At 71.1% G+C, this 22759-nt stretch carries 16 protein-coding genes and 1 pseudogene; 9 read left to right on the top strand and 8 right to left on the bottom strand.

Annotated elements, in window-relative coordinates; all coding sequences use genetic code 11:
* Positions 1-136 precede the first annotated feature (136 nt).
* From ACZ4UV_RS09600 to dnaK, 4 genes are all read left to right on the top strand, one after another.
* Complete coding sequence (locus ACZ4UV_RS09600; RefSeq protein WP_390034404.1) at positions 137-1198, top strand: ATP-binding protein; 1062 nt, start codon at positions 137-139, stop codon at positions 1196-1198.
* On the top strand, positions 1195-2994 hold the full coding sequence (locus tag ACZ4UV_RS09605) for a vWA domain-containing protein (RefSeq protein WP_467837134.1): 1800 nt from the start codon (positions 1195-1197) through the stop codon (positions 2992-2994). Before ACZ4UV_RS09600 ends, ACZ4UV_RS09605 begins: the two co-directional genes overlap by 4 nt.
* Before the next feature lie 67 nt (positions 2995-3061).
* Complete coding sequence (locus tag ACZ4UV_RS09610) at positions 3062-3487, top strand: OsmC family protein (protein ID WP_181805680.1); 426 nt, start codon at positions 3062-3064, stop codon at positions 3485-3487.
* Between the two features lie 141 nt (positions 3488-3628).
* The gene (gene dnaK, locus ACZ4UV_RS09615; protein ID WP_390034402.1) at positions 3629-5476 is read left to right on the top strand and encodes a molecular chaperone DnaK; all 1848 of its coding nucleotides are present in this window, start codon (positions 3629-3631) and stop codon (positions 5474-5476) included.
* 73 nt (positions 5477-5549) lie between these two features.
* Here the strand turns inward: dnaK and narI are convergent, their stop codons facing one another.
* The 7 genes from narI to ACZ4UV_RS09650 form a co-directional block, all read right to left on the bottom strand.
* Positions 5550-6272, bottom strand: a complete 723-nt coding sequence (narI, locus tag ACZ4UV_RS09620; protein ID WP_451016464.1) for a respiratory nitrate reductase subunit gamma — start codon at positions 6270-6272, stop codon at positions 5550-5552.
* Positions 6269-6763 carry a nitrate reductase molybdenum cofactor assembly chaperone gene (gene narJ, locus ACZ4UV_RS09625; RefSeq protein WP_451016463.1) on the bottom strand — a complete coding sequence of 165 codons (495 nt, stop codon included), beginning with the start codon at positions 6761-6763 and terminating at the stop codon, positions 6269-6271. The genes narI and narJ overlap by 4 nt, the downstream gene beginning before the upstream one ends.
* The gene (narH, locus tag ACZ4UV_RS09630) at positions 6763-8367 is read right to left on the bottom strand and encodes a nitrate reductase subunit beta (protein ID WP_451016462.1); all 1605 of its coding nucleotides are present in this window, start codon (positions 8365-8367) and stop codon (positions 6763-6765) included. The genes narJ and narH overlap by 1 nt, the downstream gene beginning before the upstream one ends.
* A complete protein-coding gene (locus ACZ4UV_RS09635; RefSeq protein WP_467837141.1) occupies positions 8367-12050 on the bottom strand; it encodes a nitrate reductase subunit alpha in 3684 nt (1227 codons plus the stop codon). Before ACZ4UV_RS09635 ends, narH begins: the two co-directional genes overlap by 1 nt.
* Before the next feature lie 78 nt (positions 12051-12128).
* A complete protein-coding gene (locus tag ACZ4UV_RS09640; protein WP_351498784.1) occupies positions 12129-12944 on the bottom strand; it encodes an SAM-dependent methyltransferase in 816 nt (271 codons plus the stop codon).
* Positions 12945-12997: 53 nt separating this feature from the next.
* Positions 12998-13861, bottom strand: a complete 864-nt coding sequence (locus ACZ4UV_RS09645) for a helix-turn-helix domain-containing protein (protein ID WP_390034398.1) — start codon at positions 13859-13861, stop codon at positions 12998-13000.
* Positions 13862-13947: 86 nt separating this feature from the next.
* Entirely contained in the window at positions 13948-14778 is an 831-nt protein-coding gene (locus ACZ4UV_RS09650; protein ID WP_451016459.1) for a helix-turn-helix domain-containing protein, read from the bottom strand.
* 118 nt (positions 14779-14896) lie between these two features.
* On the opposite strand from ACZ4UV_RS09650, the gene ACZ4UV_RS09655 reads away from it, so the two are divergent.
* From ACZ4UV_RS09655 to ACZ4UV_RS09675, 5 genes are all read left to right on the top strand, one after another.
* Positions 14897-15202 carry a 4a-hydroxytetrahydrobiopterin dehydratase gene (locus tag ACZ4UV_RS09655; protein WP_390034396.1) on the top strand — a complete coding sequence of 102 codons (306 nt, stop codon included), beginning with the start codon at positions 14897-14899 and terminating at the stop codon, positions 15200-15202.
* 5 nt (positions 15203-15207) lie between these two features.
* Positions 15208-16056 (top strand): class I SAM-dependent methyltransferase, encoded by an 849-nt coding sequence (locus ACZ4UV_RS09660; RefSeq protein WP_451016458.1) that lies wholly within the window; start codon positions 15208-15210, stop codon positions 16054-16056.
* A gap of 322 nt (positions 16057-16378) precedes the next feature.
* Entirely contained in the window at positions 16379-17665 is a 1287-nt protein-coding gene (locus ACZ4UV_RS09665; protein ID WP_467837145.1) for an RNA-guided endonuclease InsQ/TnpB family protein, read from the top strand.
* Positions 17666-17817: 152 nt separating this feature from the next.
* On the top strand, positions 17818-17985 hold the full coding sequence (locus tag ACZ4UV_RS09670; RefSeq protein ID WP_467837147.1) for a WCX domain-containing protein: 168 nt from the start codon (positions 17818-17820) through the stop codon (positions 17983-17985).
* 36 nt (positions 17986-18021) lie between these two features.
* A complete protein-coding gene (locus tag ACZ4UV_RS09675; protein WP_467837148.1) occupies positions 18022-19890 on the top strand; it encodes a rhamnogalacturonan lyase in 1869 nt (622 codons plus the stop codon).
* 43 nt (positions 19891-19933) lie between these two features.
* On the opposite strand, the pseudogene ACZ4UV_RS09680 reads toward ACZ4UV_RS09675, so the two are convergent.
* Positions 19934-22598 (bottom strand): annotated as a pseudogene (locus ACZ4UV_RS09680) (cellulose binding domain-containing protein).
* Positions 22599-22759: the final 161 nt, after the last annotated feature.

The raw sequence follows: 22759 nt of genomic DNA on the forward strand, positions 1-22759 counted from the left end.
TTCGGCCGGGGGTACCCCCAGCGCCCCTGAAGGGGCGCTCCGGCTGGGCCCCGGATAAATCGGCTGCGTTCCCTTCGCTCCCGGCTCACACTGTTCGAGTCGCAAAAGTCCTCGAACACCCCCAAGGAGCCGCCTCTTGCAGGCAGCCGTGACCGTCACGCCCTCCCGTATCCCCGAACTCCTGCTCGGTCTCGCCACCGTGCGGCCGGTGTTCATCTGGGGCGCTCCCGGTATCGGGAAGTCCTCCCTGGTGCGGGAGTTCGCCGAATCGCTCGGGCTGGAGTGCGTGAGCCTGCTGGGTACGCAGCTCGCGCCCGAGGACCTGATCGGGGTTCCGCAGATCCGGGACGGGCGGTCGGTGTTCTGCCCGCCCGAGTCGATCGCCCGGGACGAGCCCTACTGTCTCTTCCTCGACGAGCTGAACGCGGCCACCCCCGACGTGCAGAAGGCGTTCTACTCGCTGATCCTCGACCGGCGCATCGGGAACTACGAACTGCCCAAGGGCTCGATCGTCATCGGCGCCGGCAACCGGGCCACCGACAACGCGCTCGCCCGGCCCATCGCCTCCGCGCTCGTCAACCGGCTGGCCCACGTGCACCTGGAGGCCTCCGCGCACGACTGGCTCGCCTGGGCGGCGGCGGGCGGCATCCACCCGTGGATCCTGGACCACCTCACCGACCGGCCCGACCACCTGTGGTCCAAGCCGCCGAAGACCGAGGAGCCGTTCTCCACGCCGCGCTCCTGGCACATGCTCTCCGACGCCCTGCACTCCTTCGGGCGCGAGCTGGACGAGGAGACGCTGAAGGTCCTGGCACACGGCACGCTGACCCCTGCGCACGCCACCGCCTTCTGCGGATACGTCAAGATCGTGCGCAGCCGGTTCGGGATCGAGGCGGTCCTGAAGGGGGACGCGGGGTGGCCGTCCCGGATCGAGGACCGCGACCTGCTGTACTACCTCGCCGAGTCGTTCCGGGGGCGGCTGGTCAAGGAACTGCCCGCCGACAAGGAGCACATGTCGGCGAACGGCCGGCAGACCGCGTACCGGGCCAAGTCGCTGCTCGTGCAGCTGGCGGAGATCTCCGTCGAGGTCGCCCAGACCGTCATCGCCTCCGACGCCGACGGCAACCCGGTCCTGCCCGCCTGGTTCCTGATCGAGGCGGCCCGGGACATGCCCCGGCTGGTGGAGGCCCGGCGATGAGCCGAGCCGCCGCCGCGCGCAAGAAGCAGGACCCGGCCGCCGAGAACTTCGCGGCCGGCGTCGAGCTGCTGCGCGCCAACCCCGCCCTGCGGGCCGTGGAGTTCACGATCTGTCGGCACGAGAAGTGCGAACTCGGGCCCCGGGACGGGCTGGTACGGGCCGACTCCGACGGGGTGCTGCACGCGCACGCCACCCGGCGTGCCGAACCCGCCGAGTGGGCCTGGGCGTTGGCGCACTGCACCATTCATCTCGGCTTCGGGCACCTCCCGGCCGCCACCGGGCCGCGCGCCCAGCCCGACCGCTACGACCTCGCCGCCCGTTGCGCCGTCGTCAACCGCTTCCTGCAGACCTTCCCGATCGGTGAGGCCCCCGACCACCTGCCCGCCTCCTACCCGGAGGGCGACGAGGAGCGGCTCGCCGCCGGCTGGCGCCGGACCGGCGGCATCCCGGCCGCGTACGAGCGCGGCGGGACGAACGGCGGTGAGCCCGACCAGCTCCTCCTCTCCTGGAGCAAGTGGGCCGGTCAGGTCCCCGACTGGCAGGTCGGTTTCGCGCACGCGCTGACCCGCACCATGTCCCGGGCGATGGACCTGGCCGGCGGCCGCCGCACCTCCATGTCAGGGCCGCCGACCCCGCGGCGTCCCTGGGAACGGGCGCTGAGCTGGTTCGTCTCCTCCTACCCGCTGCTCGGCGGCATCGCGGCCGGCATCACACTGGTCGCCGACGCCGAACTGGCCCGCGCCCACGACATCGCCGTCGCCGCGGTCAACCCCGAGGCAGGCGAGATCTACGTCAACCCGCTGCGGACGATGGACGACGAGGAGTGGCGGTTCGTCCTCGCCCACGAGATGCTGCACGCCGCCCTGCGCCACGGCGACCGCCTCGGCGCCCGCGACCCGTACCTCTTCAACATCGCCTGCGACTACGTCATCAACGGCTGGCTGGTCGAGATGCGCGTCGGCGCGATACCCGAAGGGCTGCTGTACGACGCCGAGTTGAAGGGGCTGTCGGCCGAGGAGGTGTACGACCGGATCGCCGTCGACCTGAGGAGGATGCGGCGGCTCGCCACGCTGCGCGGCAAGGGGCGTGGCGACGTGCTGGGCGCGCCGCTCGGGCCGCCCGGCGCGTACGTGGACCTCGACGAGTTCTACCGCCGGGGCCTCGGCCAGGGACTCGACCTGCACCAGACCCAGGACCGGGGCCTGTTGCCCGGCGGCCTGGTCGAGGAGATCCGCGCGCTCAGCCATCCGCCACTGCCGTGGGACGCCCGACTGGCCCGCTGGTTCGACGAGTTCGTGCCGCGCCCGGAGGCCGTGCGCTCGTACGCCCGCCCCTCGCGCCGGCAGTCGTCCACCCCGGACATCCCGCGCGCCGGCCGGTACTTCCCGCCCGAGGAGGTCGCCCGGTGCACCTTCGGCGTGGTCCTCGACACCTCCGGCTCCATGGACCGCACCCTGCTGGGCAAGGCCCTCGGCGCGATCGCCTCCTACGCCGAGGCCCGTGACGTACCGGCCGCACGGGTCGTCTTCTGCGACGCGGCGCCCCACGACGCCGGCTATCTCCCGACCACCGAGATCGCCGGCCGGGTCCGCGTGCACGGCCGCGGCGGCACCGTCCTGCAGCCCGGCATCGACCTGCTCCAGCGCGCCGACGACTTCCCGCCCACCGCGCCGGTCCTGGTGATCACCGACGGCTGGTGCGACGTCCTGCGGGTCCGCCGCGAGCACGCCTATCTGATCCCGGACGGACGCCGCCTGCCGTTCACTCCCCGTGGGCCGGTCTTCCGGGTGCGCTGAGCTCTGATGTGATCGGATGGGGGCGAGCGAACCGGTTCATTCGCCTTCATCGCCGAAAGGAACAACCGTGGCTACCACGCGCACCGCACACACCGTCTGGGAAGGCAGCCTCACCGAGGGCAACGGTGTCATCACCTTCGACTCCTCCGGTATCGGCGAGCAGCCCGTCACGTGGGCCTCGCGCTCCCAGGAGGCGAACGGCAAGACCAGCCCCGAGGAGCTGATCGCGGCCGCCCACTCCAGCTGCTTCTCCATGGCGCTGTCGCACGCCCTGACCGGCGCCGGCACCCCGCCCACCAAGCTGGTCACCAACGCCGACGTCACCTTCCAGCCGGGCACCGGCATCACCGGCATCCACCTGACCGTCGAGGGCACCGTCCCCGGGCTGGACGCGGAGGGCTTCGCCGCCGCCGCCGAGGACGCCAAGAAGAACTGCCCGGTCAGCCAGGCCCTGGCCGGCACCACGATCACCCTGGACGCGAAGCTCGCCTGACCGTCCCGCCCGCCGCGCTGCCGCGTCCCCTCTTCCGAGGGGTGCGCGGCAGCGTCGTTCACGGGGTACCCGGCATTGACAACAGCTCGCTCAAGTTTTGTGCTGGAGTCGGGGAAGCGCCCGGGTGGAAAGGGGACGGACATGGCACGTGCGGTCGGTATCGACCTCGGTACGACGAACTCGGTGGTGGCCCTGCTGGAGGGCGGTGAGCCCACCGTCGTCGCCAACGCCGAGGGGGCGCGGACCACCCCGTCGGTCGTGGCCTTCGCGAAGAACGGCGATGTGCTGGTGGGCGAGGTCGCCAAGCGGCAGGCGGTGACCAACGTGGACCGCACCGCGCGCTCGGTCAAGCGGCACATGGGCGACGCGGCGTGGCGGTTCCCGGAGAGCGGGAGCGTCGACGGCGCCCGTTTCCGGGCCCAGGAGCTCTCGGCGCGGGTGCTGCAGAAGCTCAAGCGGGACACCGAGGCCTACCTCGGCGAGGACGTCACCGACGCGGTGATCACGGTACCCGCGTACTTCGACGATGCCCAGCGGCAGGCCACCAAGGAGGCCGGGGAGATCGCCGGCCTGAAGGTGCTGCGGATCATCAACGAGCCGACGGCCGCGGCGCTCGCCTACGGCCTGGACCGGGGCGAGGAGCAGACGGTCCTCGTCTTCGACCTCGGGGGCGGAACCTTCGACGTGTCGCTCCTCGAGATCGGCGACGGCGTGATCGAGGTCAAGGCCACCAACGGCGACACGCACCTGGGCGGCGACGACTGGGACCAGCGGATCGTCGAGTACCTCGTGAAGCGGTTCAAGGGGCAGAACGGCATCGACCTCGGCAACGACAGGATGGCCGTGCAGCGGCTGCGCGAGGGCGCCGAGAAGGCGAAGATCGAGCTGTCGTCGTCGACGGAGACGTCCATCAACCTGCCGTACATCACCGCCTCCGCGGAGGGGCCGCTGCACCTGGAGGAGAAGCTGACGCGAGCCCAGTTCCAGGAGCTCACGGCCGACCTGCTGGACCGCTGCAAGAAGCCCTTCCACCAGGCCGTCAAGGACGCGGGCGTGCAGGTGTCGGCGATCGACCACGTCATCCTCGTCGGCGGCTCCACCCGGATGCCCGCCGTCACCGACCTGGTCCGCGAACTCACCGGCAAGGACCCGCACAAGGGCGTCAACCCGGACGAGGTGGTCGCGGTCGGCGCCGCCCTCCAGGCGGGTGTCCTCCGCGGTGACGTCAAGGACGTGCTGCTGCTCGACGTCACCCCGCTGTCCCTGGGGATCGAGACCAAGGGCGGCATCATGACCAGGCTCATCGAGCGCAACACCACCATCCCGACCCGGCGTTCGGAGATCTTCACGACCGCGGCCGACAACCAGCCCTCGGTGGGCATCCAGGTCTACCAGGGCGAACGTGAGATCGCCGCGTACAACAAGAAGCTGGGCGTCTTCGACCTCACCGGCCTGCCGCCCGCACCGCGCGGGGTGCCCCAGATCGAGGTGGCCTTCGACATCGACGCGAACGGGATCATGCACGTCTCGGCGAAGGACCTGGCGACCGGCCGCGAGCAGAAGATGACCGTGACCGGCGGCTCCGCCCTCCCCAAGGACGACATCGACCGCATGATGCGGGAGGCCGAGCAGTACGCCGAGGAGGACCGCAAGCGCCGCGAGGCCGCGGAGACGCGGAACCAGGCCGAGCAACTCGTCTACCAGACCGAGAAGTTCCTCCGGGAGAACGAGGAGCGGGTGCCGGGCGCCACCAAGGCCGAGGTGGAGGCGGCGGTCACCGAGCTCAAGGCCCTGCTGGAGCGGGACGCCGACACCGGCGAGCTGCGGCAGGGGGCGGAGAAGCTGGCGAGCGTGAGCCAGCAGATGGGGCAGGCCATGTACGCGGCGGCCTCCGGCGGCTCGGCCGAAGAACCGCGGGCGCCCCAAGCCGAGGAGGAGGGAGTGGTGGACGCCGAGATCGTGGACGACGAGAGGGGTGCGGCCGGGTGAGGCACCGCCGGGTTCCGCCGTCGTGGCAGAACGCCGTTGCGGCGGGAGGAGGTTTGGTTGCGGGTGGCAGGGACTAGTTGCGGGTGGTCTCCCAGCCTCTCCGCTCCGGGCGGGGGCCCAACTGGCGGGGATCCCTCGACCGGTACACCACGTACGGGCGGAACAGGTACTGCACCGGGGCGCTGAACATGTGGACCAGGCGGGTGTAGGGGACCAGGGCGATGAGGATCATGCCGATGACCGCGTGGACCTGGTAGAGGACCGGGACGTCCGCCATCAGCGCTGTCTTCGGCTGGAGGACGAAGAGGCTGCGGGCCCAGGGGGCGATCGTGGCGCGGTAGTCGTAGCCGTCGCCGGAGGTGTGGCTCAGCTTCGCCGTCATGCCCAGCACGATCGCGGCGACCAGGACCAGGTACATGACCTTGTCGTTCGCCGTCGTGGCGTGGAAGACGGGTGCCCGGGTGCGGCGCCGGAAGAGGAGGAGGGCCAGGCCGGCCACCGCGAGGACGCCCGCGAGCGTGCCGCCGTAGAGGGAGAACAGGTGGTACGTGTGCGCGCCGACGCCCAGCGACCCGGTCCACGACGCCGGGACGAACAGGCCGACGACATGGCCGGCCAGGACGAAGAGGATGCCGTAGTGGAAGACGGGGGAGGCGATGTCCAGCAGCCTCGACTCGTAGACCTGGGAGGAGCGGCTGGTCCAGCCGTACTTGTCGTAGCGGTGGCGCCAGACGAGGCCGGCGACCAGGAGGGCGAGGGCGATGTAGGGCAGGGCGCCCCACAGGAGGGTGGTCATGGGCGCACTCCGCCGGCCGCGGTCGGCAGGGCGGCGCAGACCGCGTCCAGGACGCACGCGTAGGGGGTACCGAACTCGGTCAGCCGGTCGCGGAGTTGTGCCAGGCAGTCGCGGTGCTCGGTGAGCAGGTCGGTGTTGCCGGTGCGGGCTGTGAACTCCAGGACGGCGGGGAGGAAGTCCGGCAGCTCCTCGCCGGTGAACTCCATGCCGTACGCCTTGTAGATGTCCTGGAACCGGACCAGGGACATGCCCCGGCGGCGGGTGTCGCCGTCCCGCCACCAGCTGAGGTAGAGGCTGTGCCGGTTCTTGAAGTCGAAGACCTGCACGTAGTGCGCGGCCAGCTCCTGCGGTGGGGTCACCGTCGCGTGGTCGGTGAACTCCCGCAGTTGCGGGGCGGCTTCGCGCAGCAGCGGCAGCCGGGCGACGAAGTCGTCGTCCGGGTAGGTCAGACAGAGCGCCGCCGCCTGGTAGAACACCGCGTCCGAGGGCATCAGTCCTCCTTCGCCTCGTCGGGAGTGTCGGCGGTCTGCCGTCTGCGCAGGATGTGGAAGTTCTCCACCGACACCAGAGGGAGCAGTTTGCGTCCCGAGTCCTGGCCGAACGGGCCGTCGCCGCCCATGCCGGGTCCGCCGTCGAAGTCGAGGCTGCACCCGTCCGGCAGCGCCGACTCCTCCAGGCGGCGGGCGTCGCCGACGGCCGCCGTCGGGATCACGTACCGGTCCTCGTACTTGGCGACCGCCAGCAGCCGGTACATCGCCTCGATCTCCTCCGGCCGCATCCCGACCGCGGAGCCGATCGCCGGGTCCGGCTCCTCGCCCAGGTTGAGCGCCCGCATGTGGGAGCGCATCGCCGCGAGCTTCTCCAGGCAGGCGCGGACCGGGGCGGGGTCGCCCGCGCTGAACAGCTCGGCCAGGTAGGCGAGCGGGATCCGCAACGTGTCGATCGCGGCGAACAGGTTGTCGGCGTCCTCGCCGTCGTGGCCGGTCTCGGAGAGCGCGTCCACGACGGGGGACAGCGGCGGGATGTACCAGACCATGGGCAGCGTGCGGTACTCCGGGTGCAGGGGCAGCGCCACCCGGTACCTGCTGATCAGCGCGTGGACCGGGGAGCGGCGGGCCGCCTCCGTCCAGTCGTCCGGGATGCCCGCCGCCGCGCAGGCCAGCCGCACGGCCGGGTCCTCCGGGTCGAGGAAGACGCCCAACTGGGCCTCGTACAGCGCCTTCTCGTCCTCGGTCGCGGCCGCCGCCGTCACCTTGTCGGCGTCGTAGAGGACCACCCCGAGGTAGCGCAGCCGGCCCACGCAGGTCTCCGAGCAGACCGTCGGCAGGCCGACCTCGATCCGCGGATAGCACAGGGTGCACTTCTCGGCCTTGCCGGTGGCGTGGTTGAAGTAGACCTTCTTGTACGGGCAGCCGGTCACGCACATCCGCCAGCCCCGGCACCGGTCCTGGTCGACCAGCACGATGCCGTCCTCGGTCCGCTTGTACATCGCCCCGGACGGACAGGAGGCCACGCACGACGGGTTGAGGCAGTGCTCGCAGATGCGGGGGAGGTAGAACATGAAGGTCTGCTCGAACTCGAACCTCACCTTGTCCGAGGCATGCTGGCGGGCTCGCTCGACCATCGGGTCCAGGTCGCCGTGGGCGGGGGCACCGGCCAGGTTGTCGTCCCAGTTCGAGGACCACCCGATCTTCATGGGCTTGCCGTCGAGCAGGGAGATCGGGCGGGCCACCGGGTAGTCGTCGCCGAGCGGGGCGTCGGTGAGGTTGCGGTACTCGTACGTCCAGGGCTCGTAGTAGTCCTTGATCTCCGGGAGCCTGGGGCTGGCGAAGATCCCGGCGAGTCTGTGCAGCCGGCCGCCGGCCCTGAGCTTCAGCGCGCCCCGCCGGTTCAGCTCCCAGCCGCCGCGCCACCTCTCCTGGTCCTCGTAGCGGCGCGGGTAGCCCTGGCCCGGCCGGGTCTCGACGTTGTTGAACCAGACGTACTCCATGCCCCGCCGGTTGGTCCACGCCTGCTTGCAGGTGACCGAACAGGTGTGACAGCCGATGCACTTGTCGAGGTTCATGACCATCGCGATCTGGGCCATCGGACGCATCAGTACTCGACCTCCTGGGCGCGGCGCCGGATCACCGTCACCTCGTCGCGCTGGTTGCCCGTGGGGCCCAGGTAGTTGAAGGCCCAGGAGAGCTGGGCGTAACCCCCGATCAGGTGCGAGGGCTTGAGGACGAGCCGGGTGAGCGAGTTGTGGATGCCGCCGCGCATGCCGGTGGTCTCCGTCTTCGGGACGGCCACCGTGCGTTCCTGGGCGTGGTGCATGTAGACCGTGCCGGCCGGCATCCGGTGCGAGACGACCGCCCGCGCCACCACCACGCCGTTGCGGTTGACCGCCTCCACCCAGTCGTTGTCCCCGACCCCGATCGCGTCCGCGTCCTGCGGGGACATCCAGATGTTCTGGCCGCCCCGGGAGAGCGCGAGCATGAACAGGTTGTCCTGGTACTCGGAGTGGATCGACCACTTGTTGTGCGGGGTCAGGTAACGGACGGTCACCTCCTGCTGCCCGTCTGGGCCGAGACGCGGTTCGCCGAACAGCTTGTTCATGTCCAGCGGCGGCCGGTAGACGGGCAGCGCCTCGCCGAGCTCGTGCATCCAGTCGTGGTCGAGGAAGAAGTGCTGGCGACCGGTGAGCGTGTGCCAGGGCTTGAGGTGCTCGGTGTTGAGGGTGAACGCCGTGTACCGGCGGCCGCCGGACTCACTGCCCGACCACTCCGGCGAGGTGATCACCGGGACCGGCGCGGCCTGCGTGTCGGCGTACGTGACCCGCTTGCCCTCGTGCTCGGCGGCCAGGTGGGCCATCTCCTGCCCGGTGCGCTGCTCCAGGGTGCGGAACCCCTGGGTGGCGAGGCGGCCGTTGGTGGTGCCGGAGAGCGCGAGAATGGCGTTGGCCGCCTTCACCGCCGTGTCGAGGGCGGGCCGGTCCCGATATCCGGTGCCGTTCAACTGCCGTAGCCGGGCGACCTCTTGATCCGGTTCGAGAGCGATTCCCTTCGCGGGCAGACCGAGTTGCTCCACCAGTGGGCCGAGCGCCGCGAACTTGGCGCCGACCGCCGGGTAGTCCCGCTCGACCACGACCAGGTTCGGCATGGTCCGCCCGGGTACGGGCTCGCACTCCCCGCGCTTCCAGTCCCGCACCACCCCGCCGGGCTGCGCGGTCTCGCCCGGGGTGTCGTGCTGCAGCGGTGTGGCCACCAGGTCCCTGCGCACGCCGAGATGGCGCACGGCCAGCTCGCTCAGCCGCTCCGCGAGCGCCTTGAAGGTGTCGAAGTCGGTGCGCGCCTGCCAGGGCGGGTCCACGGCCGGTGTGAAGGAGTGCACGTACGGGTGCATGTCGGTCGAGGACAGGTCGTGCTTCTCGTACCAGGTGGCGGCCGGCAGGACCACGTCCGACAGCAGGGTGGAGGAGGTCTGCCGGAAGTCCAGGGAGAGCAGGAGGTCGAGCTTGCCCTCGGGTGCCTCGTCCCGCCAGGTCACGTCCCGGGGGCGCTGATCCGGGGACGCCTCCTCGGCGCGCAGGGAGGAGTGTGTGCCGAGGAGGTGCTTGGTGAAGTACTCGGCGCCCTTCGCCGACGAACCGAGGAGGTTGGCCCGCCACAGGGTCAGGACGCGCGGCCAGTTCTCCGGGGCGTCCGGGTCCTCGCACGCGAACTTCAGGGTTCCGGCCCTGAGTTCGGCCACCGTCTGGGCCACGGGGTCGCCGGACACCTCGCCGAGTGCGAGTGGATTGCGGTCGAAGGTCGGGTACGACGGCATCCAGCCCGAGCGGGCCGACAGCGCCAGGCAGTCGGCGCCGGTCATCCCGGCGAACCTGCCCGCACCGAGCGGCGAGGCCAGGACGTCGGCGCCGAACCGGTCGTAGCGCCACTGGTCGCTGTTGAGGAACCAGTAGGCCGTGCCGATCATCTGGCGCGGTGGCCGGGACCAGTCGTTGGCGGAGGCCAGGCAGGCCCAGCCGGTGACCGGGCGGCACTTCTCCTGGCCGACGTAGTGCGCCCAGCCGCCGCCGTTGCGGCCCTGGCAGCCGGTGAGCTGGAGCAGGGCCAGGAAGGCGCGGTAGATGGTCTCGGAGTGGAACCAGTGGTTGGTGCCTGCGCCCATCAGGATCATGCAGCGGCCCTTGGAGCGTTCGGCGGTCCGCGCGAACTCCCGGGCGATCCTGATGCACTTGGCGGCCGGGACCGAGGTGTGCCGCTCCTGCCAGGCGGGGGTGCCCGGGGCGTCGGCGTCCTCGTAGTGGGTGGGCCAGGAGCCGGGCAGACCGTGGCGCCACACCCCGTACTGGGCGAGCAGGAGGTCGTAGACGGTGGTCACGAGGGGTCCGTCCGCGCCGCCCAGCCGGGTCGCCGGTACCGCCCTTCGCAGCACGTCCCCGTGTCCCTGGCCGTGGTCGCCGCCGTCCGTGTCGAAGCGGGGGAGCAGCACCTCGACCCCGGCCGCGATCTGACTGCCGTACAGGCTCAACTGCGGCTCGACGTCGCCCAGTTCCAGGTTCCAGCGGCCCTTGCCGGAGTCCGTCCAGCGGAAGCCGAGCGAGCCGTTCGGGACGACCGCGCGGCCCGAGACCGAGTCCAGGACGACCGTCTTCCACTCGGCGCCCTCGCCCTCCCGGCCGAGGTCGGTGGCGCGCAGGAACTTGTCCGGCACGTACGCGCCGTCCCGCTCGGTGAGCGTCACCAGGAACGGCAGGTCGGTGAACTTCCGTACGTAGTCCGCGAAGAACGGGGTCTCACGGTCGACGAAGAACTCCTTGAGGATCACGTGGCCCATCGCGAGGGCCAGCGCGCCGTCGGTGCCGGGGTGCGGGTGCAGCCACTCGTCGGCGAACTTGGCGTTGTCCGCGTAGTCGGGGGAGACCACCACCACCTTCTGGCCGCGGTAGCGGGCCTCCGCCATCCAGTGCGCGTCCGGGGTGCGGGTCACCGGCACGTTCGAGCCCCACATCATCAGATAGGCCGCGTCCCACCAGTCGCCCGACTCCGGTACGTCCGTCTGGTCGCCGAAGACCTGCGGCGAGGCCACCGGCAGGTCCGCGTACCAGTCGTAGAACGACAGCATCGGGGCGCCGATCAGCGAGTGGTAGCGGGCGCCCGCCGCGTGCGACACCATCGACATCGCGGGGACGGGGGAGAAGCCCGCGATGCGGTCCGGGCCGTACGCCTTGATCGTGTGCACCTGCGCGGCGGCGACGATCTCCACCGCCTCGCCCCAACTCGCCCGCACCAGACCGCCCTTGCCGCGCGCCTGCTGGTAACGGCGGCGGCGCGCGGGGTCGTTCTGGAGGTCCGCCCAGGCCAGCACCGGGTCCCTGAGCCGCCGCTTCGCCTCCCGGTACATCTCCAGGAGCACGCCCCGGACGTACGGGTGGCGGACGCGGGTCGGCGAGTACGTGTACCAGGAGAAGGCGGCACCGCGCGGGCAGCCGCGGGGCTCGTACTCGGGGCGGTCGGGGCCGACCGACGGGTAGTCCGTCTCCTGGGTCTCCCAGGTGATGATCCCGTCCTTGACGTACACCTTCCAGCGGCACGAGCCGGTGCAGTTCACCCCGTGCGTGGAGCGCACCACCTTGTCGTGGCTCCAGCGGTCCCGGTAGAAGGCGTCCGCCTCCCGGCCGCCGGTCAGGGCCACGCTGTGCAGATCCGGCGCGGGTGTACCGGGCCGGAAGAACCGGGCGGCGCTCAGCAGCGCCGCGCCCGGCTCCTTCGGCGGTGTCCGCGTGTCGGTCACGTCCGCTCCCTCGCTCGCCCTTTGCTTCGACGCTAGGGGCGGGCACGGGAACGCACCTGTTCAGGGCACCCGGACGGGTCAGGCCTTGCGGGCGACACCGCCGTACACCGGCACGATGCCCTCCGCCTGGACGGCCACGTCCTCCGGCTCCGGGCGCCAGCCGGAGACCGGGATCACCCCCGGGCCGAGCAGCTCCAGCCCCTCGAAGAACCGGTAGAACCCGGGGAGCGCACGCGGGTGGAACGGCGTCCCGCTGCGCCGGAAGTTCGCGGCCGCCTGCTCGATCGCCTCCGGGCTGAGGTCCGGGGTGACCTGGGAGAGGATCAGGTGGCTGCCGGGGGCGAGCGCCTCGACGTACCTGCGCAGCAGGCCGTAGACGTCGTCTCCGTCCGGGTCGTCGTCGAGGTAGTGGGTCAGCGCCACCAGCGACAGCGAGACGGGCTCCCCGAAGTCCAGGGTCTCGGCGGCCCGGGCCAGCAGGGTGTCGACGTCACGGACGTCGGCGTGCACGTACGCGGTGCTGCCCTCCTCCGTGCCCCGCAGCAGCGCCTCCGCATGGCGCAGCACGATCGGGTCGTTGTCCGCGTACACCACCTTCGACTCCGCTGCCACGCCCTGCGCCACCTGGTGCAGGTTCGGCTCGGTCGGGATGCCGGTGCCGATGTCCAGGAACTGCCGGATGCCGGACTCGGCGACGGTCCGCACGGCCCGCTGCATGAACCGGCGGTTGGCCCGCGCCCCGCGCAGCACGGTGCCGTCCACGGCGAGGATCCGCCGGGCCAGCTCCTCGTCCACCGGGTAGTTGTCCTTGCCGCCCAGCCACCAGTCGTACACCCGCGCCGGATGCGGCCGGCTCGTGTCGATCGAGGTCGGGGCGGGCTCGGGTGCGGTCACAGTCTGTGCTCCTCGGATCGGATTCCGTGTCGAGATCGGAGTGGGGCGCGAGATCAGAGTGTGGCGCGGTACTCGCGGAGCAGTTCCTCGGTCCGCTGTGCCGAGGCCGCGCGGGCCGTCATGTGGTCCAGGACCTCCAGGTGCGCCCCGACCTCGTCACGGGAGTCCAGGTACAGAGCGCCGGTCAGGTACTCGGTGAAGACCATGTCGGGCAGCTCGGGCTCGGCGAACCGGAACAGGGTGAACGGCGCGTACGTCCCCGGGTGCGGGCCGCTCGCGAACTCGGCGATCTGGAGGGTTATCCGGTCCCGTGCGCTGTACGCGAGGAGCTTGTCGACCTGTTCGCGCATCACCGCGCAGTCGGTGCTCACCGGACGCCGCAGCACCGTCTCGTCCATGATCACCCACAGGTGGGGCGGGTCGTCCTGCTCCAGCAGCCGCTGCCGGGTCATGCGCAGCGCCACGTGCCGCTCGACGGCGGTGGGATCGCTGTGGCCGATCGTCCCGGCCTCCATCACGGCCCGCGCGTACGCCTCGGTCTGCAGCAGACCGGGGAGGAAGTGCGGCTCGTAGGAGCGGATGACCCGGGCGGCGCCCTCCAGGCTCACGTACAGGCTGAACCAGTCCGGCAGCACGTCGTGGAACCGCTGCCACCAGCCCGGCTGGTTGGCCTCCTCGGCCAGCCGCACGAACGCGGCCTGCTCCCCCTCGGGCACCCCGTACGTCTCCAGCAGCACCTGGATGTACGGGATCTTCAGCGCGACCTCGGCCATCTCCATCCGCCGCACGGTCGCCTGTGCCACCCGCAGCACCCGCGCCGCCTCGTCCCGGCCCAGGCCGGCCGCCTCGCGCAGCTCCTGCAGCCGCTTGCCGAGCACGACCTGCCCCACTGTGGGCGCAGCACGCCGCTCACTCACGCCACGCCTCCCCTACGTGCCCAAGTACGGGGAGCAGTGTGTCACGCGATGCCGCGTCGCACACCTGGTCGAGGTAACTACTTCCGTCAACTTACCAACGAGTGCAAGTACTTGGCGGTGGCCGGGTCCGCGGGAAGAAACGTCTCGATGGCCAGCTCGGCGACCGTCACGTCCATCGGCGTGTTGAACGTCGAGATCGACGACACGAACGACAGCACCCGCCCCGCGTGCTCGATCCGCATCGGCAGAGCGAAGTGCGCGACCTCTTCGGTGGGTTCACCGTCGTCCACGCCGGCCGGCACCGGGTAGGCGGCGACCTCCTCGTACAACTCCCGCAGCGCATCGGAGCGGTGCAGGGCGATCTGGCGTTCCATCTGTGCCAGCAGATGGCCGCGCCACTCGCGCAGGTTGCGGATGCGCGGCGCCAGCCCCTCCGGATGCAGGGTCAGCCGCATCGCGTTCGGGGCGGGCGTGAGCAGCGACTCCGGGACACCCTCCAGGAGCGTGGCGATGCCCCGGTTGGCGGCGACCACCGTGTACGTGGCGTCCACGACCAGCGCCGGATACGGCTCGTAGCCCTGGATGAGCCGCTCCATGCCGTCGCGCAGCGCGTCCAGCGCCGGGTCGTCCAGCGGGGTCTCCGGGTAGTGCGGGGCGTAACCGGCCGCCAGCAGCAGCGCGTTGCGCTCCCGTACCGGCACCTCCAGGTGCTCGGCGAGGCGCAGCACCATCTCCTCGCTCGGCCGCGACCGGCCCGTCTCGACGAAGCTGATGTGCCGGGCCGAGGAGTCGGCACGCAGTGCCAGCTCCAGCTGGCTCACCCGCCGCCGCTCCCGCCACGCGCGCAGCAGCGGGCCGACGCCCTGGCCGTCGGGGGCGGTGCGGGACGCGGCGGGGCCGGAGGCGGCAAGGGTCATGCCGACGACCGTAGCCGAGGACCCGGACACGCGACCGTCCTCGCCGCCCGGAAGGCCTGTTCGTGGCAGGCTGACGGCACGTACGCCACTCGCCGGTCCCCGGGAAGGAAGCCGCACCATGGCCGTCGCACCGCTGTCGCAGAAGGAGATCGAGGACCGGCTGGCCGAGCTGCCCGGCTGGTCGCTGGCCACCGACCGGCTCGCCCGCGTCTACCGGCTCGACTCGCACTTCGCCGCCACCGCCCTGGTCGTGCACATCGCCCGCATCCAGGACGAACTCGACCACCACTCCGACCTCACCCTCGGCTACAACACCGTCACCCTGACGGTGAACACCCACAGCGTGGGCGGCGCCGTCACCGCCAACGACTTCGAACTCGCCCACAGGGTGGAGGACATCGCCCCAGGCCACGGCGCACACTGAGCCATGTGCTCGACTACGACAAGGAAGCCGGGGCCTACGACGCGACCCGCGGCGGCGAGGCCCGCGCCGAGGCGGCCGCCCACGCCGTCCTCTCCCTGATCCCCGACACCACCGGCAGCATCGACACCACCGCCAGCATCGACGGCGCCGGTTGTACCGACGGCGCCGGCAGCGCCGAGGACGGAGACCGCCGTGACCGCCCCGACCGCCCCGGCCGCCTCCTCGACCTCGCCTGCGGCACCGGCATCGTCACCCGACGGCTCGCCGCCGCCCGCCCCGCGCTCCAGGTGACCGGCGCGGACCGCGCACCCGGCATGGCGCGGCTGGCGGCGGCCCGGCTGCCGGGCTCGGTCCTGCTCGCCGACAGCCGTCGGCTCCCGTTCCCCGACGCCACGTTCGACGCCGTCACGACCGTCTGGCTGCTCCACCTCATAGCGGACGGCACCGAGGTCCGCGCGATCGTCGCCGAATGCGCGCGGGTGCTGCGGCCCGGCGGGGTGTACGTGACCACCGTCGACAAGGCCGCGGCGCACGACGTCGGCAGCGACATCGACGCCGTCCTCGCCGCCCGCCCGCGCCGCCCGGCATCCGACGCCGCCGCGGAGGTGAGCGCGTACGCGCGGGCGAGCGGCCTGCTGCCCGCGGGACAGGCCGCCTTCGCCGGCGTCGGCCAGGGCCGCAGCCCCCGTTCCACCCTCGCCGACCTGCGGCGCGGCTGGTTCACGATGCTCCCGCCCGACGACCCCCGCGCCGACGGGTTCGCCGCCCGGCTTTCGGCCCTGCCCGACCAGGACCGCCGCCGCCCCGACCCCCGCTTCGCGGTTCGGGCGTTCAGGAAACCGGCGGACGGTTGAAGTCCGTCAGGAGGTCGTCGGACGGCTGAAGTCCATGGTCCAGTTGGTGACCCAGCTCTACCCGCCGTCCCCCTGTCTCTCGTGCAGGGTGAGGGCTGGTGTGAATGCGCGCTCCGAGGGAGCCGGCGGGGACGGACGAGTCGCCGTCAGGGCGATTCGGCGTCTGCGGACATGAGCAGAACTCGAACAGTCGTTGGTGACGGCGAGTTGAGGGCTCAGTGGTTCGGAGTTGCCTTGGACGGCAGGGAGTGTTGGTCGCTCTCACGGGTGATGCTGATCGAAGGTGTGCGCCGGAGGGGAACGGGGTGGCTAGGTTTGCGGCATGTCACGTTTCCGGCTGTACCCGACGCCTGGGCAGGTGCAGCAGATGCTGCAGCACTGCGCCCACGCCCGGTATGTGTGGAACCTGGCAGTGGAGCAGCACGCGCACTGGCGGCCCGGCCGCAGGACCGCGCCCGGCTATGCGGAGCAGTGCCGCCACCTGACCGAGGCCCGGCGCGAGAACGAGTGGCTCGCCGCTGGAAACGCGGACGTGCAGCAGCAGGCTCTGAAGGACTTCGCCGTGGCCAGGAACGCTCGCTTCACCTCGGGGTTCGGCGAGCCGACCTGGCGCAGGAAGCACGTGCACGAGGGCTTTAGGGTCATCGGTACCGGCCGTGTTCCGGAGTTCGACCTGGACGGCAGTCTCAAGCTGAACGCCAGGGGCAGGCAGGTCATGGGTCGCTCGGTCGTGGTGCAGAGGCTGAACCGGCGGTGGGCGCAGGTGAAGGTGCCCGGCTGTGGCTGGGTGCGTTTCCGCCTCACTCGGGCCGAACTGCCCGCGGCGAAGACGTTCCGGGTCACCTTCCGTAACGGGCAGTGGCATATTGCGTTCGCCGTCGTCCCCGAGCCGATCGACGCGCCGACGGCGGGCGAGGTCATCGGCATCGACCGGGGAGTGACCATCACGGCCGCTCTGTCCGACGGCCGGAAGCTGAACTGCCCGCAGCTCACGGTCAAGGAGCGCGCACAGATCCGCAAGCACCAGCGCCGCGCCGCCCGCGCCCCAAAAGGCAGTGAGGCCAAGGCCGCTGAGCACGCGAAGGCCGCGCGGTTGAAGGCGCGTGAGGCGAATCGGCGCAAGGACTGGTGCGAGAAGACCAGCACGATGCTCGCCAGGTCGTTCGGCCTGGTGCGGTTCGAGAAGCTGAACATCAGGAACATGACCCGCTCCGCGAAGGGGACCGTTGAGCAACCTGGCAGGAACGTCCGGCAGAAGGCCGGTCTGAACCGGGGCATCCTCGCCCAGGGCTGGGGCCTGCTGCGTCGGCGCACCGAGCACAAGGCTCCGGGCCGGGTCGAGGATGTACCGGCGCCCTTCACGTCGCTGCGATGCAGTGCCTGCGGGTGGATCGAGAAGAAGTCGCGCAAGAGCCAAGCCGACTTCGTCTGCGTGTCCTGCGGCTTCAGCTGCAACGCCGATGAGAACGCGAGCATCAACGTCGCGGCAGGACAGGGCGGGATCCCCCGCCCCCGGCGAACAGCCGGTGCCGGAGGGGTGACGGCGGCCGCTGGCCGTTCGAGCGCCCGTGAACCTCAACCCGCCTGGGTTGGAATCCCTCTCTTTTGAAGAGGGGGAGGATGTCAACGAGAACGCCTGCTCCCAGTGCGCACCGGTGGGGGAGACCCCCGACCACGAAAGGCCGGTGGAGCCCGGGTCTGTCTGGCGCCGGGCCTGATGCTCCCCAGAGAGGTGGAGGTAAGACGATCGCCGCCTGGACCGTGGCCCGGGTCCCCATCGAGTCGGTCGATCACGCGGTTGCCGAATTGCTGCGCCTGGGCACGGACATCGAGGTCCTCGACCCGCCCGAGCTGCGCGGACGCATCGCCCGAACGATCGCCGAACTGGCCGAAAGATACGGCAACCGCCGGGCCGACGGCGCCGACTGACAGAGGAACCCGTCCGACTGCCGGAAGGTACCTCACGTGCAGCACCCGCATCGCAGACACCGGTCCGCCGTCCTGGCGGCACTGACCGCCGTGGCCGCCCTGATCGCCGCCGGCCTCACCGCCCTCTCCACGACCAGCGCCGCAGCGGCCACCGCCCGCCAGGTCGAAGCCCTCGACCGGGGCGTGGTCAGCGTTCACACCGACGCCGGGAACCTGGTCAGCTGGCGCTGGCTCGGCACCGACCCCGACGTCTCCTTCAACGTCTACCGTGCCGGTACGAAGGTCAACTCCACCCCGATCACCGGCTCCACGAACTACTTCCACGCCGGCGCCCCGGCCCAGGCCGACTACACGGTCCGCGCGATCGTGGGCGGCGTCGAACAGGCCGACGCGGTCCACGCGATCCAGTTCCGCACCGGCTACAAGGACGTCCCCATCACCCCGCCCGCCGGCGGCACCACCCCCGACGGCGTCTCCTACACCTACGAGGCCAACGACGCCTCCGTCGGCGACCTCGACGGCGACGGCCGGCTCGACTTCGTCCTCAAATGGCAGCCGACGAACGCCAAGGACAACTCCCAGTCCGGCTACACCGGCGACACGATCCTCGACGGCGTCACACTCGACGGCACCCGCCTGTGGCGCATCGACCTGGGCCGCAACATCCGCTCGGGCGCGCACTACACCCAGTTCCAGGCGTACGACTACGACGGCGACGGCAAGGCCGAGATCGCGATGAAGACGGCGGACGGCACGGTCGACGGCACCGGCGCCGTGATCGGCAGCGCTTCCGCCGACTACCGCAACTCCAGCGGCTACGTCCTGTCCGGACCCGAGTACCTGACCATGTTCAACGGCCAGACCGGCAGGGCGATGAGCACGGTCGACTACGTCCCGGCCCGCGGCACGGTGTCGTCCTGGGGCGACTCGTACGGCAACCGCGTCGACCGCCTCCTCGCCGGCACGGCGTACCTCGACGGCTCCAGGCCCTCACTGATCGAGGCGCGGGGCTACTACACCCGCACCGTCATCTCCGCCTGGGACTGGCGGGGCGGCGCCTTCACCCGCCGCTGGACCTTCGACACCAACTCCTCCACCAACACCGGCAAGGGCTACGACGGCCAGGGCAACCACCAGCTCTCGGTCGCGGACGTCGACGGCGACGGCAAGGACGAGATCGTGTACGGCTCGATGGCCGTCGACGACAACGGCTCCGGCCTGTGGACCACGAAGAACGGCCACGGCGAAGCCATGCACGTCGGCGACCTCGACCCCGCCCGCCCCGGCCTGGAGGAGTTCAAGGTCGACGAGGACGGCTCCAAGCCGGCCTCCTGGGTGGCGGACGCGAAGACCGGCCAGCTCATCTGGTCCACGCCCGCCGACGGCGACAACGGCCGGGGCGTCTCCGGCGACATCTGGGCGGGCAGCCCGGGCGCCGAGTCCTGGTCGTCGCACGCCGACGGCGTACGCAACCCCCAGGGCACGGTGGTCGCGAGCCGCAAGCCCTCCAGCATCAACTTCCTCGCCTGGTGGGACGGCGACCCGGTCCGTGAACTCCTCGACGACACCCACATCGACAAGTACGGCACCTCGGCCGACACCCGCCTCCTCACCGCCGCCGGCGTCCACTCGAACAACACCACCAAGGCCACCCCGTCCCTCTCCGGCGACATCCTCGGCGACTGGCGCGAGGAGGTCGTCTGGCCGACGACGGACAACACGGCCCTGCGCATCTACTCCACGCCGTACGAGACCACCACGAAGATCACCACGCTCCTTCACGACACCCAGTACCGCACGGCCCTGGCCTGGCAGAACACGGCCTACAACCAGCCCCCGCACCCGAGCTACTTCATCGGCGACGGGATGACGACGGCACCTCGGCCGACGGTGTACACGCCCTGACAGCGGAGGGCGCGTGCCCGGTGCGGCACGCGCCCTCGGTCGGTCAGGCGACCGTACAGGTCCGGTCGCCCAGCTTGAACGCCGTGGGTCTGTCGTTGGAGCCGCTCCAGGTGCCGGTGAAGCCGAAGGAGACGGAGGAGCCGGCCGCCACCGTGCCGTTCCAGCTGACGTTCCTGGTCGTCACGGCTGCGCCGGACTGGGTCCAGTCGGCGTTCCAGAGCTGGCCGATGGTCTGGCCGCCGGGGAAGGACCAGCCGAGGGACCAGCCGCTCCATGCCGCGGAGCCCGTGTTGGTGAGCCTGACGTCCGCCTGGAAGCCGCCCGCCCACTGGTTGGTGACGGTGTAGGCGACCGTGCAGGCGCCGGAGGGTGTGGGATCGGTGCCTCCGCCACCGTCCCCGCCGCCTCCGCCGGTGTCGGACGTGTCGCCGTAGATCACGCCCCGGCCGTTCGTCGAGACATACACCCGGCCGTAGACGCGGGGGTCGCCGGTGATGGCGGCGCCCGTCCAACCCCACTGGTGGGCGTCGTCGTTGACACGGGTCCAGCTCGCGCCCTCGTCCGTGGAGCGGAAGATGCCGCGCACCGAGCCGATCTTCGCGCTCGTGTACAGGGTCTGGTACGAGGCTCCCGGTGCTGCCTTGCCGAAGCCGATCGTGTCGGCCTGGTCGACGTTCGCGAGCTTGGTGAAGGTCGCGCCGCCGTCGGTGGAGTGCCACAGGCCGTACGCGCCGTCCGCCGCACCGCCCGCCGGCCACACGTCGCCCTTCGTCCCCGGCAGCGCCTTGAAGCGTACGCTGTCACCGCTCGGCAGACCCGTCGCCGCGGACGCCGTGAAGGTCGCGCCGCCGTCCGAACTGACGTAGAAACGGTCGGACTCGAAGCCGTAGAAGGTCTTCGGGTCGACGCGGTCGGACTCGACGACCGCGCCCGCGGGGATTCCGCTCGACGCCGACCAGGACGAGCCGAAACCGGTCGTGTACCGCACGCCGGTCCCCGCCGGACTCCACACGAACCGGCTCCCGTCCGAGGCGGCGGCGACCGTGCCGCCACCGCTCACCCCCGAAGGATCCGTCCCGCCGAACCAGTCGGCGCCGTTGTCCGTGGAGAACGCGATGTGCGGGCCGGAGTCCGGATTCCCCACCCGGACCACGGTGTTGGGGTTCGACTCGGCGAAGTCCAGGCTCGTCGTGGTCGTGAAGGTGGGGGACGTGTACATCATCGACGGGACCATGGTCAGGTCCGTGTGGCGGAAGCCGCCGATGTCACCCAGCGCGCTGAAGAGCTGGGCGCCACCGGACGGGGGAGCGGCCAGGTCGTCGACCGACGTCTCCTCCAGCCCCCGCACCATGGGCTTGACCGTGAACTGGCCCCCGCTGTCCCACTTCGTCAGATCCTCGGTGCCGTACAGCGTCGCACCCGTCCCGTACATCATCCGGTCCGAGTTGAACGGGTCGATCTCCAGCGACTCCGTCATCCACCCCAGTTTCGGGCTCTGTTCGGGCGGCGACGGATTTGCGCCGAAGGTCAGCCAGGGGCTGGACGAGACGTCGATCGTGTACCGGTTCGAGCGGTTCGGGTACGACGTGTAGTCCCAGGCCTTCGTCCAGGTCGCCCCGCTGTCCGTGGCGCGGAAGAGCTGGGTGTCCGGCCACCAGGAGCTGTACGCCGTCGCCATCACCGTGCCGGGGTGCTGCCGGTCGACCGTCAGGCCGGAGAAGCCGTAGTACGTGTCGGCCTCCGCCACCGGGCTGATGTTCGTCCAGGTACCGGTCGCCGTCGCGTACCGCCACAGCTGGCCCTTGCCGCCGTCGTAGGGGCCGCCCTTGTCGCTGTAGGCGAGGTAGAGGTAGCCGTTCTTCGCGTCCAGCACGCCCTTGTGGGCGAGGTACCCGGTGGGCTGGCCGGCCGCCGGGTCCAGGTCGCGCCCGCGTCGGTGGAGCGGTACACCGCGTTGTCCTTGTCGGCGACCCCGACGTAGATCGTCCTCGTCGCCGAACCGGCCGTGCCCGTCGACTCGTCGAAGGTGACCCACACGATGCCCTGGTTGTCGGAGGCGTACCCGGTGGTGTCGGTCGCATCCTGCACGTAATTACCGACGTCGGGGAAGTTCGTCACCTGCGACCAGGTGACCCCGGAGTCCGTGGACCGCCACAGCCCCTTGCCGCTGGGCGCGCCCAGGTACGGCACGCCGTCCTTGTTCGGGTCGATCGCCAGCCGCTCGCCCATGCCCCGGCCCGGCATGTTGCCGCCCAGCTTGAAGGGCAGGTCGGTCTTCTGCCAGCTCGCGCCCGGTCCGCGGACCGCAGTACCGCGCCGTTCGTCGGGTCCCAGCTGTTGGTGTACGTCCCGACGGCCGCGTACACCTTGTCCGGGGCGACGGGGTCGGAGGCCAGGCTCACCACACCGGTGTGACCCCACTCGTCCCAGCCGACCGAGTCCAGCAGCGGCGTCCAGGTCTTCGTCGACTCCTGCCAGCGGTAGGCGCCGCCGATGTCGGTGCGGGCGTAGGCGAGGTTCTTCTCGGTGCGGTTGAAGACGATCCCGGGGACGAATCCGCCGCCGTCGATCCGGGCGTTGCTCCAGGTGTAGGTGTCGGCGGCGACTGCGACGTGCGCGGTGTCATGCGCGGCGAGTGCGGGCGGGGTGCCCGCGAGCAGACCGGCCGCGAGGGCGAGTACGGCGGTGAGGATGCGGGTTCTTCGCACGGGGGTTCCCTTCCGGGGCAAGCGCTTTCTGTCGGGTGTGAGAGATGCCGGGCGACCCCCTGTGCGGGTGGGGATCGCCCGGCCGGTCGGCCCCGCCGTCAGGTGGCGGGGCCACGCACGCGGAGCTTTTTCGGACGGTTCCTCGGAAGAAGCGGTGCCCA

Source organism: Streptomyces sp. NPDC028289, from assembly GCF_055565975.1.

What these genes read in the sequence shown, in the direction of transcription:
- ACZ4UV_RS09605 (WP_467837134.1), top strand. Translation starts at nt 1,195, where the DNA reads ATGAGCCGAGCCGCCGCCGCGCGCAAGAAGCAGGACCCGGCCGCCGAG.
- dnaK (WP_390034402.1), top strand. Translation starts at nt 3,629, where the DNA reads ATGGCACGTGCGGTCGGTATCGACCTCGGTACGACGAACTCGGTGGTG.
- narI (WP_451016464.1), bottom strand. Translation starts at nt 6,272, where the DNA reads ATGACCACCCTCCTGTGGGGCGCCCTGCCCTACATCGCCCTCGCCCTC.
- narJ (WP_451016463.1), bottom strand. Translation starts at nt 6,763, where the DNA reads ATGCCCTCGGACGCGGTGTTCTACCAGGCGGCGGCGCTCTGTCTGACC.
- narH (WP_451016462.1), bottom strand. Translation starts at nt 8,367, where the DNA reads ATGCGTCCGATGGCCCAGATCGCGATGGTCATGAACCTCGACAAGTGC.
- ACZ4UV_RS09650 (WP_451016459.1), bottom strand. Translation starts at nt 14,778, where the DNA reads ATGACCCTTGCCGCCTCCGGCCCCGCCGCGTCCCGCACCGCCCCCGAC.
- ACZ4UV_RS09655 (WP_390034396.1), top strand. Translation starts at nt 14,897, where the DNA reads ATGGCCGTCGCACCGCTGTCGCAGAAGGAGATCGAGGACCGGCTGGCC.
- ACZ4UV_RS09665 (WP_467837145.1), top strand. Translation starts at nt 16,379, where the DNA reads ATGTCACGTTTCCGGCTGTACCCGACGCCTGGGCAGGTGCAGCAGATG.